The 11,837-nt window shown below is 72.6% G+C and carries 13 protein-coding genes; 3 read left to right on the forward strand and 10 right to left on the reverse strand.

Features of this window, described 5'->3' with window-relative positions; all coding sequences use genetic code 11:
* Positions 1 to 5: 5 nt before the first annotated feature.
* The 10 genes from FS882_RS08235 to FS882_RS08280 all read right to left on the reverse strand — a co-directional run bounded on the left by FS882_RS08235 (position 6) and on the right by FS882_RS08280 (position 8,064).
* The gene (locus tag FS882_RS08235) at positions 6 to 515 is read right to left on the reverse strand and encodes a hypothetical protein (RefSeq protein WP_158372595.1); all 510 of its coding nucleotides are present in this window, start codon (positions 513 to 515) and stop codon (positions 6 to 8) included.
* A gap of 187 nt (positions 516 to 702) precedes the next feature.
* Positions 703 to 1,089 (reverse strand): hypothetical protein, encoded by a 387-nt coding sequence (locus FS882_RS08240; protein ID WP_187365214.1) that lies wholly within the window; start codon positions 1,087 to 1,089, stop codon positions 703 to 705.
* Positions 1,090 to 1,283: 194 nt separating this feature from the next.
* Positions 1,284 to 1,772, reverse strand: coding sequence for a hypothetical protein (locus FS882_RS08245; RefSeq protein ID WP_158372597.1), 489 nt, complete (start codon positions 1,770 to 1,772; stop codon positions 1,284 to 1,286).
* The gene (locus FS882_RS08250; protein ID WP_158372598.1) at positions 1,766 to 3,538 is read right to left on the reverse strand and encodes an alpha/beta hydrolase; all 1,773 of its coding nucleotides are present in this window, start codon (positions 3,536 to 3,538) and stop codon (positions 1,766 to 1,768) included. Before FS882_RS08250 ends, FS882_RS08245 begins: the two co-directional genes overlap by 7 nt.
* A complete protein-coding gene (locus tag FS882_RS08255; RefSeq protein ID WP_158372599.1) occupies positions 3,535 to 3,837 on the reverse strand; it encodes a hypothetical protein in 303 nt (100 codons plus the stop codon). The genes FS882_RS08250 and FS882_RS08255 overlap by 4 nt, the downstream gene beginning before the upstream one ends.
* A complete protein-coding gene (locus FS882_RS08260; RefSeq protein WP_158372600.1) occupies positions 3,834 to 4,370 on the reverse strand; it encodes a hypothetical protein in 537 nt (178 codons plus the stop codon). Before FS882_RS08260 ends, FS882_RS08255 begins: the two co-directional genes overlap by 4 nt.
* Positions 4,367 to 4,660, reverse strand: a complete 294-nt coding sequence (locus FS882_RS08265; protein ID WP_158372601.1) for a hypothetical protein — start codon at positions 4,658 to 4,660, stop codon at positions 4,367 to 4,369. Before FS882_RS08265 ends, FS882_RS08260 begins: the two co-directional genes overlap by 4 nt.
* A 148-nt stretch (positions 4,661 to 4,808) precedes the next feature.
* A complete protein-coding gene (locus tag FS882_RS08270; protein WP_158372602.1) occupies positions 4,809 to 5,402 on the reverse strand; it encodes a hypothetical protein in 594 nt (197 codons plus the stop codon).
* Entirely contained in the window at positions 5,402 to 7,759 is a 2,358-nt protein-coding gene (locus FS882_RS08275; protein ID WP_158372603.1) for a hypothetical protein, read from the reverse strand. Before FS882_RS08275 ends, FS882_RS08270 begins: the two co-directional genes overlap by 1 nt.
* Positions 7,759 to 8,064, reverse strand: a complete 306-nt coding sequence (locus FS882_RS08280; protein ID WP_158372604.1) for a type VII secretion target — start codon at positions 8,062 to 8,064, stop codon at positions 7,759 to 7,761. The genes FS882_RS08275 and FS882_RS08280 overlap by 1 nt, the downstream gene beginning before the upstream one ends.
* A gap of 354 nt (positions 8,065 to 8,418) precedes the next feature.
* Between FS882_RS08280 and FS882_RS08285 the strand changes: the two genes are divergently transcribed.
* The 3 genes from FS882_RS08285 to FS882_RS08295 all read left to right on the forward strand — a co-directional run bounded on the left by FS882_RS08285 (position 8,419) and on the right by FS882_RS08295 (position 11,773).
* Positions 8,419 to 9,363 (forward strand): carbohydrate ABC transporter permease, encoded by a 945-nt coding sequence (locus FS882_RS08285; RefSeq protein ID WP_158372605.1) that lies wholly within the window; start codon positions 8,419 to 8,421, stop codon positions 9,361 to 9,363.
* Positions 9,360 to 10,331: a carbohydrate ABC transporter permease gene (locus FS882_RS08290; protein ID WP_262348152.1), complete on the forward strand. Its 972-nt coding sequence runs from the start codon at positions 9,360 to 9,362 to the stop codon at positions 10,329 to 10,331. The genes FS882_RS08285 and FS882_RS08290 overlap by 4 nt, the downstream gene beginning before the upstream one ends.
* Positions 10,332 to 10,417: 86 nt before the next feature.
* Positions 10,418 to 11,773 (forward strand): ABC transporter substrate-binding protein, encoded by a 1,356-nt coding sequence (locus FS882_RS08295; protein WP_158372606.1) that lies wholly within the window; start codon positions 10,418 to 10,420, stop codon positions 11,771 to 11,773.
* Positions 11,774 to 11,837 lie beyond the last annotated feature (64 nt).

Below are 11,837 nucleotides of genomic sequence, written 5' to 3' on the forward strand. Positions count from 1 at the left end.
CCCGGTCAAGAGGGCTGGATCTCCTGATTCGACCACGTGCCCGCGAACTTGCCCGGCACGTTCACGGCGAACCGCTCGCCGTGCAGGTCCTGCTGGACGACCCGCTGCACCCGGCCCGCGAGCTCGGCCAACGTCGCACCCCACTCGGTCGGCTGCGGCAGGCTCTGCGTCAGGTCCAGCTCCTCGATCACGTACACCGCACCGGCGTAGCCCGGCACGGTCAGCTCGACGAGCGGGCGCCAGACCGTGCCCGGCAGGACGACGACCTCGCGCTCCTCGGGATGGGCGGAGAACTCGCTGATGCTTCGTGCCGTGCGGTTGAGCAGGACCAGCAGAGCCGCGCTGGTGAAGTCCTCGGTGGCGACCCGCGGGCTGCGCGACGACGCGAGGACGCCTGTCGCCGCGACGACGGTCCGCGGCGGCTCCGCCCCCTCCGGCAGCCCCCGGAAGGTGAAGCCGTCGAACCGGGGCAGCTTGTCCATCGCGCTGAGGAAGGCGTGGGCGGCGTCGGACATCGTCAGGGGTTCTCCGGTCGGTCTCGGTGGTCGTGGCGCTGGTCGCGGTGCCGTCCGCGGGCGGTCTCAGCTCGGCGGCCAGCCGAGCTGCCGGCCCAGCCGCTCCTCCGGCGACGACGCCCACCACTCGTCGCTGAACATCTCGATCTCGTGGGTCACCGGTCGGGGGTGCAGCAGGACGTCAGCCCTACACGTCCCTGGGACGGCGCAAGATCTGCTCGAGCAGCTGCTCCTGCGTCAGCCCCTCGCCGCGTCGCGGTGCGGGCTCGTCGGCGTACGGTCCGCGACCGCGGGGGCCAGCGAGCCGGCCGAGCTCGAGGAGGAACTGACGCCGCACCTCGTCCCGCGAGGAGGAGACCGTGACGTCGTACCGCCGTCCCATGTCGCGGTGCCAGACGTGGTAAACGCCTTCTGCCTTGCCGAGTTCGACGACCTCGCTGCTGAGATCCGCGGCGATGCCCCACACCGCGAAGTCCTCGCCGTTGCGGTACCCCAGGGAGACGGCCTCCTCGTACAGCTCTGCCATGAACTCGTCCGGGAGCTCGGCCGCGCCTGCGTCCATCACGTCACTCACATCCACTCCGGGCCGAAGATGCCCAGCTTCTGGGCTCGGCCTACACGTTCCGGGCCCTGCTCATCAGTGCTGAACCGGTCTACCGTGGACCGCGGGTGGCCGACCTGACGGTAAGGCCAGACACGGGTCGGGTTCCTGCCTTGGCGGGGGCCCGAGAAGGTCAGGGAGGAGACCCCGGTCTGTCGCCACCCGGCTCAGCCCAGGTCGACGTCCTCGCGCGCAGCCTCCCGCGCCACCCCGTCGGCGACCTCGAGGTACGGCCCGCTGACGCTCACGCTCATGTCGCGGCCCCCGGGGTCGGACCCGGAGACGTCGAGCCCGTCGCGCTGCCCGGCGGCCCCGCCGATCGGGTTCACCTGGACGTCGGTGACGCCGGCGTCCTCCAACGCGGCGACCAGGTCGTCAGTGTCCGCCTGCGCGCCGGTGGCGATCACGGTGACGGTGTACCGCCTGCGGTCGACGATGCCGTCCCCGCCCATGTCGAACTCGCCGTAGGCGTCCTGGACCTGCGCGCCGAGGGCGTCGACGACGCCGGGGAGCACCTGGCGCGCGGCGTCGAGCACCTCCTCGCGGCTGGCGTCCAGGTCGTCGGCGGTCGCCCCGCCGCCGCTCCCGCACCCCGACAGGGCGAGGGCGGACAGCGCGACGAGCACCGCGGCCGCGCGCACGTGACGGTTCACCACTCGGGCCTCCTGCCCTCGAACGACTGCGGGTCGCGGGTCGCCTCCGGGTCCACCGGCCCGTCGTACCAGGGGTCGTACGAGTGCTCCGCGGCGATGACCTCGTCGTAGTCGCCGACGAGGATCTGCCCGATGTTGTACAGCGACTCGGTGCCCGGGTCGAAGTACTTGGTGTGGTCGCCGAAGTTGCGCATCACGTCGGCGCGGGTCGTGGACTCGGCCTGGAACCGGTTGGCGCCGAAGTCGTCCTCGACGATGTCGTTGCCGAGGCCCGCGCCGCCCAGCATCCAGCCGCCGACCCAGCCGTCGTCCGCGAGCGCGGCGACCAGGTCGCGGCTGTTGTTGCCCGCCCAGACGTGGTCGGCGCCGACGCCGAGCTCGGAGGCGTGCTCGACGCCGCCGCCCGCGCCCGGGCTGCCGACGAGCACGATGTCGTCGGCGGCGAGGCCGTGGTCGGTCGCGCCGTGCGCGGTGGTGGTCGAGCCGTAGCTGTGCCCGATGACCGTGAGGTGCGCGGGCTCGCCCTCGCGGGACGCCCGCAGGCCGTCGATGTACCGTGACAGCAGCTCGCCGCCCTCCTCGGCGCGGCCCTCGGTCGCCACGGTGGCCGAGTCCCAGTCGCTGGGGGCGTCGTAGCCGATCCACATGATCGAGGAGGCGGTCGAGTACGGGTCCGAGAGCCGCGCGGACTCGTAGATGTTGTAGGCCGCGTCGGCGTTGCCGCCGGCCTCGGTGCCCCGGCTGGTCAGGCCGGGGACCATCACCGACACGTGGTCCGCGGTGTCCGGGTTCCCGAACGCGATGGCGACCTTCCCGTCGCCACCGAACGCGGTCGCGTCGTACAGGTGCAGCAGCGGGACGAGCGGCTCGCCGGTGACGGGGTCGACGCGCTGCGCGCCCTCCTCCAGCGCGGCCTGCGCGGCGCGGGCGTTGTCGAGCGCCTGGTAGTCCTCGAACAGCCGCTCGCCGCGCTGCTCGCGCAGCTCCATCGCCTCGAGGTCGGTCTCGAGCAGCAGCCGGTTCGCCTGGTCGCGGGCGAGCGCCGGGATGCCGTCGGTGTTGCCGACGAGCTCGGGCCGGGCCGCGAGCACGGCGTACTGCTCCTCCTCGGTCAGCGACGCCCACCACGCCGCGACCTGCTCCGGGGTGCCGCCCTGCGACGGGGAGCCGGGCCGGCCGAGGGCGTCGTCGGCGAGGTCGATCTGCCCGGAGACGGCGGCGCGCGCCTGCGCGAGCGTCGAGTAGGACGAGAACGCGTCGAGCATCGCCTGCTCGGCGGTCGCCAGGTCGCGCACCAGGGCGTCGACGTCGGCGACCACGCCGTCGCGGCGGGTGGCCAGCGACGCCGCCCGGGCCTGCAGCTCGGCCACCGCGGCGTCGTCGACCTCCCCGGCGGACCGGATGTCGGCGTCGAGGTCCTCGCGGGCCTCGTGGTACGACGACCGGGCCTCGACGAGGTCGGTGCGGCGCCGGAGCAGGTCGGTCAGCGCGTCGGCGTGGTCGTCGGCCGCGCGGGCGACCTGGCGCAGCGCGACGCCCATCGCCTGGGCGTCCGCGCCGGCGGACCGGACGTGCCGGGCGTACGCGGTGGCGGCCTCGCCGGTCCAGCCGTCGAGGGTCGAGGAGTCGAGCGCGAACGTGTCGAGGTCGTCCAGGTTGACCGCGCTCGCCAGCAGGTCCTGGGCGAACGCCGCCACGACGGCGGGGTCGCCCTGCACGGCGGGGATCGTGTCGATCGCGGGCGGGATGTCGATGGTCACCGTGGTCACGGAGTGCCCCCCAGCCAGCTCTCGAAGGTCTCCTGCGCCTCGACGTCCGTGACGGCGTACGCGTGCTGGGCGTCGCGGAGCCGGGTGCCGATCTCCTCGGCGCGGTCGGCGACGTCGCCGAGGACCGTGCCCCACGCGGACGTCCACGACGCGGCGGCGCCGGCGACCGCGGGGGTGAAGCCGGAGGTGGTGGCGTCGGCGACCCGGTCCCTGGCGGTGCGCACCCGCGAGCCCTGATCGGTCCAGTCGTCGGCGGACAGGCTGAGCGTGTACGGGTCGACCTGGATCTCGCCGCTCACCGCTCGTCCTCCGTCCCGGAGACCAGCGCGCGGGCGGTGGCGGTCGCGACGGGCAGGTCCCGGCCGCGGACCGTCACCAGGACGGCATCGTCCAGCCACGCGACCCGCACGGAGCGGTCGTCGAGCGCGGCGAGCAGCAGGGGCGTCACGCCGGCTCGGTCGAGGTGGCCGTCCCAGCCGTCGGCGCGCAGCCTCGCGGACAGGGCGCGGCCGACTGCGACGCCGGCCTCGGGGCCGTCGATCGACAGCCGGGCCTCGGCGACCGGCACGACGTGCGCCGCGGGGGCGCTGCGCCAGGTGGCGCGCGGGGCCGGGGCGGGCTCGGCGCCTGCCGCCGCGAGCAGCCCGGCGAGGGCGCCCTCCACCCGGGACCGCTCGGCGTCCAGCGCGGCGTCGGTGACGGGGACCGGCGCGTCGGCGGGCTCGGGGGCCGGCGCCTCCGGAGGGAGGACGACGACGTCGACGTCGGGGTGGCGCTCGTGGACGACGCGCAGCAGCGGGGCCTGCGCGAGGGGGTCCTGCGGGTCGGTCACGGCGTCACTCTAGGGGGACTCGGGCGCGGGGGCGCGGGAGTCGTCTCCCGGTCACCGGGAATCGCGCCGCGGCGCGCGGCGAACAGCGCGACGCCCGCCGCCATACCTCCGACGTACGCCACCAAGAGCCACGGCCGGCTCGACAGGGCGATCGCCACAACGCCGAGCGCCGCTCCCGCACGGAGGCTCCAGCGCACCGCAGGCACCAGGCGCGCGACGGGTGCGAAGGCGACGATCCCGACCGCAGCCCCCAGCACGATGCAGGCAGCGACGAGCAGGTACGTGGTCATGTCGGTCCCTCGAGATCGGTCGGCGCGGTGTGGACGAGGTGGTCCGCGCCCCGATGCGCGAGGCGCCGACCCGTCGCACTGCGTGCGAACGTGCCGCCCGGGACCGCCGAGCCGGCGCCGATACCGGCGATCGTCTTCGCGCCGCGCCTCATCCGGTCGCCGGGAACTGCTCGGCGCCCAGCTTCGCGAGCTCGACCAGGCGGTCCATGTCCACGGGGGGCTCCGCCTCGTTCGTCTCGAAGCCGACCGCGAGCAGGCGGTGCTCGTCGAGAGGGATCACGACGTACTCGCCCCAGCGGGGGATGTCCGGGTACCCCGTCCTCCAACCGACCGCGCCCGGGTCGAGGTCCGGCAGAGGTTCGATCGAGAAGCCGTTGTCGACCTTCGGGGACTGCGCGCAGGTCTCCGCAGTGGACTCCAGGTGCGCGATGAAGGCGTCGGCGTCGTCGTAGAGGTTCCGGCCCTCCGGCCGTTCGGCGATCGCTGCGGCCGCCCAGCTCCCGTCGCCGAAGTCCAGCAGTGTGTCCGGGGCCCCCTCGCGCAGCCACGCGCCGACCGAGAGGTCGCAGTTCGTCCACCCCGGCGGCACAGCCGGTTCGCCCTGCTGCGCCCGGACCACACCCGGGAAGTCGTCAGGGTCGAGCAGCACCGGGCCGGGGCGCACGAGGAGGAACGCGAGCGCGCCGCCCGCGACTGCCAGGCCCGCTCCGATGCCGGCGACGACCCTCGTCCTGCGCCTCATCACTTCTCGAACCATCGCTGGAACTCGGACTCGTAGATGAGCTCGAGGTACTTCGGGTCGACGGACCCCTTCATCGCCAGGTCGACCTGGCCCCGGTAGTACTGCAGGTCCTCGGGGGCGATCGTCCCGAGCGAGACGAGCTCACCGCCCGGCGCCCAGACGTCCAGGTGCTCGGCAGGCACGTCGAGCACTCCTGCCTGCACCATCGAGAGGTAGCTGTTGATGACCATGTTCCGCTCGCTGGACTCGGCAGCACCCCGCTGCGTCTGGACCTCGGCGGCCGCGTTCGACGCGAAGGTCTCGGTGATGTGGTCGGTGGGCAGCTTCTGGACGTGACCCCAGGCCGTGTTCCACAGCTTGGTGCCGGCCTGCCCCGCGATCTCGCCGACCTCGGACGAGAACGGCACCGGCACCAACCCGGCGGCCTCCGAGACCAGCTTGGTGAACGCGGCCACCTGCTGGTCCTTCGACACCGCGCCGGCGATGGCGGCTTCGCCCACTCGCCGCTGCGTGTAGCCCTCGAGCGAGGCCGAGTCGCTGAGTACCCGGGTCAGCTCGTCTCGCGCACCTGGGGCGTCCACCGAGCCGTACGCCTGCGTGAACCCCTCGAGCACCGTCTGGCGGTACCCGGCGACTCCCTCCGCGACCCGCGCGACCCCCTCCTCGCTGCTGAGCGCGACATTCATCAGCTTGAGCAGGTCGCCCTGGTCGAGCTCGGGGTAGAACTCGACGAACGGCAGGTACGGCTGGTCGTCCAGCGGTTTCAGCTGCGCCGGGAGGATGTCCTCGCTCGACCCGTGACCGACCGCCGACTGCACCGCCGGCATGTAGTGCTTCAGCAAGTCCCCGATCGGCTCGGACGCCGCCGCGCCGTGCTCCGGGGTGAACTCCGGGTTCTTGGAGATCCGGTCGAAGAACTCCGAGACGAACATCCCGGTGTCGCGGCCGGACTGCGCGAGGTTCTCCGCGTCCGTCCCGATGCCGAGCGCCGCGCGGGAGATCCCCTCGAAGCCGTCGCGGCTCCAGTCGCGCTCGGAGAAGTACTGCTCGTACCGGCCCTCGTCCTCGGTGAAGAACTCCAGCCCGAGCCCGGGGTGCCGACCGAGCTGGCCCATCGCGGCCGCCATGGGATCGGTCCACCGGCCCGTCGCCGCGTCCGGGTCGACGCCGATGCCGTTGAGCGGCCAGCCGTCGCCGGTGTGGTGCATCCAGGTCTCGACGCCGAGCGTCCCGGCCGTGCGCTCGAACTCGTCGAGCTGCCAGGTGACGCCGCGGACGAAGTCCTCGCCGTAGTCGACGTCGCGCAGCAGGAAGTCGAGGACGGAGGCGCCCATCGCGCTGCTGGGGTAGTCGCGGAAGTAGGCGTCCTGCCGGTCGCCCCCGGCGGTCACCGTCGCGTAGCGGACCAGCTCCTCGCCGTAGCCCTTCGCGTCGAACCCCTCCTCGGCGGTGCTGGCGGTGCTCAGGCCGTCCCGGAGGCTCTCGGCGAGGTGCGCGAGCCCCTGGTCGCCGGAGGACACGTAGAGCATGGAGCCGATGCCGTTGAGCGTCCCGAGCAGCCCGTCCGGCCCGATCCGCTCGTACAGGGGCGCCATGACGCCGGGGTCGTCGCCGAACGCGTCGAGGAGCCGGCCGTAGCGCGCGACGGCCTCGGCGTCGGCGAAGTCCTCGGGGTGGCGGGCCAGCCGGTCGAGGTCGTCGGCGATCTGCTCCCCCACCTGCGCCTTGACCGCGTCCGGGACGTGGTCCCCGAGCAGCAGGTACTCCTCGGGGTGGTCGAGCAGGTAGCGGACCTGGTCGGCGGGGCTGAGCTGCTGGAAGTCGAGCAGGGCCTGCTGCTGGGCGAGGGTGCCCACGTCGTTGACGTCCGTCGTCGCGGCCCGGGTGAGCGCGGCGGCGAGCGCCTGGTCGGCGGCGTCGGCGTCGCGCAGGGCGGTCTCGATCTGCTCCGCGACCTCGTGCATGACGGAGCGGGCGTGCGCGAGGTCGTCCTCGTCGTCGAAGGTCCGCACCACGGTGACGCGGCCGGTCCCGTGGTCGACGTTCAGGCCCTGGGTGCCGGCGCGGCGCATGGCGCCCTCGAGCAGGAGCTTCGCCGCGGTGATCGCGGAGACCGCCGTGTCGAGCGCGTCGACGACGCCGACCGTCTCGGACACCTGGGTGGCGAGCAGGCCGGACAGCCGGTGGTGCTCGGCGCGCGCCCGGGTGGCGTCGGTGAAGGTCCACGACGCGGGCGGGGCGCCGGAGTCGAGGTCGTCGTGCAGGCCGGTGAGCGAGCGCCGGTGCGCCAGCACCTGCTCGGCGATCTCGGAGAGCCTGGCGGGCTGCCAGGACGCGAGCTGCGACGGGGAGACCATCAGACGGCCCGCATCCCGCCGCCGAGTCGCTGGGCGAACCGGTCGACGACGGCCTGGTCGGTGCCCGCCCAGGAATCGGCGGAGGCGCGCATGGACCGGGCGTGCGTGTCGGCCGCGTCGGCCCAGCGCGTGTACGCGTCGGTCCAGGCGGTGGCGAGGCTGCTGCCCGCCGCCGCGCTGGCGCTGCCCGCGAGCGCGCCGGCGACCTGGCCGACCTCGTCCGGGATCTGGGCGCGCACCGTGCGTGCGACCGACTCGATGGTGCCGGCGGCGCGACGCACCTCGGCAGGACCGACCTCTCCCACTGCTACCCCCTGGTTTCGACGCGGACGCGTCGCTGACCTGCTGCGCTGTCGAGGGTAGGGGATGGACCCGACCCCGTGCGGGCGGATGCGCCGACCGGTGCCGATCTCCGGCGACCACGCGCGGGTGACGGAGACGGCGAGTCCGCCCTGGACGGCGACCCGGCGGGGGCGCGTCCGCCGACGCCGCCTGGCGTCGACGCCGTGCAGCACGGTGTCGGCGTCGAAGTCGACGCCTGCCCGCGCTCGTAAACGATGCGTTACATGCTTGATTCTGATCACTAGGAGCCCTTACGCTCGTCTTCACGCAGCGCCGAGTGCACAGTCGCACCCGAACGCCAGGACGAGAGGTGTGTGATGTCCAGCTCAGCCACCCGGGAACGAGGCGAGTCCTCCCCGGCCGAAGCGGAGGGCGAGCCCCGAGCCCGTCGCCCGATCCACCACCGCGAGAAGTGGGCGGCGCTCGTCCTCCTCGTGCCGGCGATGGTCGGGTTCCTCGTGTTCTGGATCCTGCCGAGCGGCCGGAGCGTCTGGTACTCGCTCACGGACTTCGACCTGCTCAACGAGCCGCAGTTCGTCGGCCTGGACAACTACCGCGAGCTGCTGACCGACGAGGTCGCCCGCAACTCGCTGGTCGTCACCATCCAGTTCGTCGTCGCCAGCGTCGTCCTCGGCACGGTGCTCGCCCTGCTGACCGCGGCCCTCATGCAGCGGCTGCGGCTGAAGACCTGGGTGCGGTCCATCCTGCTGCTCCCCTGGCTCGTCCCGAACGTCGCCATCGCGCTGATCTGGGCGTGGCTGCTCGACGGTCAGCTCGGCTACCTGAACCACCTGCTGCACAACGTCGGCCTGCCGGGCGTCTCGTTCTACAACGCGAGCCAGGCCATGCCGATCATCATCGCCATCGGGATCTGGTCGGGCCTCGGGTACACCGCGCTGCTGCTCTACGCCGGGATGACCCAGGTGCCGAACGAGATGTACGAGGCCGGCGCGATCGACGGGGCCACCGAGAAGCGGATGTTCTTCCAGATCACGCTGCCGCTGATCCGGCCGGTGATCGCGCTCGTCGTGGTGATGTCGGCGATCGGCTCGTTCCAGGTGTTCGACCTGGTGCTGATCGGGTACGGCGGCAACCCGATCCCGGCCGTCCGGACGATCTTCTTCTACATCTACCAGCAGTCGTTCGCGTTCTTCCGGATGGGCTACGGCAGCGCGATCGCGCTGGTCCTCGCCGTCATCCTCGGCGCCCTGACGGCCATCCAGATGCGAGCGATGCGCGCCAACCGATCGGACCTCTCGTGATCAGCACCCCCGTCCCCGACCTCGCCCCGTCGAAGAAGAGCGCGCCGACGGGCTCCCCCACCGGCCCGCGCCGCTCGATCGCCCGCGGCGCCCGCCGGGTGACCCCCGGCAAGGCGGTCGCCTGGACCGTCGTCGGCCTGCTGGTGCTCGTCTCGGTCTTCCCGTTCTACTGGATGGTCCGCACGGCCTTCACGCCCGCGGCCGAGCTCATCGGCGACTCCAGCCGGCTGGTCCCGTCGAACCCGACCTGGATCAACTTCGCCCGCGTGCTCGGGCTCACCTCGATGGAGGAGTCGGTCGCCGCCGGCGGCACCGGCGCGACGCTCGACTTCGTGCGCTACACGGCGAACACGCTGTTCTACGCGGGCTCGATCGCGATCGTGCAGACGCTCGCCTGCGCCATGGCCGCGTACTCGTTCGCCCGGCTGCGGTTCCGGGGGAACAGCGCCCTGTTCGGGCTGTTCCTGTCGGGCCTGCTCATCCCCGGCATCTTCACCCTGCTGCCGAACTTCGCGCTGATCCGGTCGCTGGGCTGGCTCAACACGTTCCAGGGGCTCATCGCCCCCGCGATCCTGGTGAGCCCGTTCGCGATCTTCTTCCTCCGCCAGTTCTTCCTCTCCCTCCCGCGCGAGGTCGAGGAGGCGGCGGCGATCGACGGCGTCGGCGTCTTCGGCAGGTTCTTCCGGATGACGCTGCCGATGAGCCGCGGCCCCGTCGCCACGATGATGCTCATCACCGTCGTCGGGGTGTGGAAGGAGTTCATGTGGCCGCTGGTGGCCGCGAACTCCGACGGGACGCGGGTCCTGACCGTCGCCCTGCAGCGGTTCCAGGCCCAGTCACCGAACACCTCGCCGGACTGGACCGGCCTGATGGCCGCCTCGACCGTGACGGTCATCCCCGTCTTCATCCTGCTCGTCCTGCTCGGGCGGCAGCTGGTCCAGTCGCTCAACTTCTCCGGCGGCAAGTAGCCGCCGGCGCCGCACCCGCCCGTTCCACCCCCTCCCCCGTCCGGTCAGGCCAGAGCCTGTCCCGGAACCCACTGGAAGGAACTGCCATGCTGCGTTTCGCACCGAAGACCGGACTGAAGGTGGCGGCGTTCTCGGCCGCCTCCGTCCTCGCGCTCACCGCCTGCGGGTCGGGCGGCGGGGACGGCGACGGCGGCAGCGCCGGCGGCGCGACCACGATCGAGCACTGGCTCTGGGACGACGTCCAGCGGCCGATGTACGAGGCGTGCGCCACGGCCTTCACCGAGGCCAACCCCGACATCACGGTCAACATCACCCAGACCGCCTGGGCGCAGTACTGGTCGAACCTCACGACGAACTTCGCCTCGGGCACCGGCCCGGACACGTTCACCATGACCGTCCAGTACGTCCGCGAGTACAGCAGCCTCGGCCAGCTCGCCGACCTCGACGAGATCGGCGCGACCGACGGGATCGACTTCGACTCCTACGTCGCCGGCACCGCGGAGAACTACCTCGTCGACGACACCCGCGTGGGCCTCCCCCTCGACTGGGACATCGTCGGGATGGTCTACGACGAGACGGCCGCCACCGAGGCCGGTTACACCAAGGACGCCATCAACGCGCTCGAGTTCGACGGCACCGGCCAGGACTCGTTCACCGAGTTCATCAAGGCCATGGCGCTCGACGCGAACGGCAACAACGCGCTCAGCCCGGCTTTCGACGCCGGCAACGTGGTCCGGTTCGGGATGCTCCCGGAGTGGGCCGACGGCTTCACCGGCCAGAACGGCTGGGGCAACCTCGCGCACGCGACCGGCTGGGAGTTCTTCGCCGAGGACGGCAGCCTGAACTTCGACGCCCCCGAGCTCGTCACGACGCTCGAGTGGTACCAGGACATGATCGACCTCGGCGTGATGCAGACGTTCGACGAGACCTCCACCCTGGGCCAGCACCCGACCATGGAGGCGGGCCTCGCCGCCACGACCCTGGCCGGGTCGTGGAACGCGTCGAACTACCTCGCCGACACCCAGGAGATCGACTTCGCCTGGGCCAAGGTCCCGGAGGGCCCCGCGGGCCGGTTCGCCGCGACGAACTCGCTGGCCGGCGTCGTCTGGAACGGCTCGCCGAACAAGGACGCCGCCGCGAAGTGGGTCAACTTCCTCGGCTCCCCGGAGTGCCAGGAGGCCACCGGTGAGTTCGGCATCGTCTTCCCCGCCGTCCAGACCGGCACGGACATCGCCGTCGAGGCGAACGAGGCGAACGGCGCGGGCGTGCCCGAGTTCGCGGAGATGGCGGCGGCCGGCGAGACCTTCCAGCTGCCGTCCTTCACCCGCAACGCGGAGGTCCGCACGGTGATCCAGGACGCGATCTGGGCGATCGCCGCGGGTGCGGACGTCGAGTCGACCCTCGCCACCGCCAACGACGCCGCGCAGGCCCTCGTCGACTGACGACGCCGCTCACGTCGGGCGGGGGCGGCCACCGCCCCCGCCCGACGCGCACCACCCCGCACCT

Source organism: Cellulosimicrobium cellulans (assembly GCF_007679345.1).
GTDB classification, from domain to species: Bacteria; Actinomycetota; Actinomycetes; order Actinomycetales; family Cellulomonadaceae; genus Cellulomonas; species Cellulomonas cellulans_A.

Coding starts and splice junctions, on each gene's coding strand:
- FS882_RS08265 (WP_158372601.1), bottom strand. CDS start 4,660: ATGACCACGTACCTGCTCGTCGCTGCCTGCATCGTGCTGGGGGCTGCG.
- FS882_RS08295 (WP_158372606.1), top strand. CDS start 10,418: ATGCTGCGTTTCGCACCGAAGACCGGACTGAAGGTGGCGGCGTTCTCG.
- FS882_RS08285 (WP_158372605.1), top strand. CDS start 8,419: ATGTCCAGCTCAGCCACCCGGGAACGAGGCGAGTCCTCCCCGGCCGAA.
- FS882_RS08235 (WP_158372595.1), bottom strand. CDS start 515: ATGTCCGACGCCGCCCACGCCTTCCTCAGCGCGATGGACAAGCTGCCC.
- FS882_RS08270 (WP_158372602.1), bottom strand. CDS start 5,402: ATGAGGCGCAGGACGAGGGTCGTCGCCGGCATCGGAGCGGGCCTGGCA.
- FS882_RS08275 (WP_158372603.1), bottom strand. CDS start 7,759: ATGGTCTCCCCGTCGCAGCTCGCGTCCTGGCAGCCCGCCAGGCTCTCC.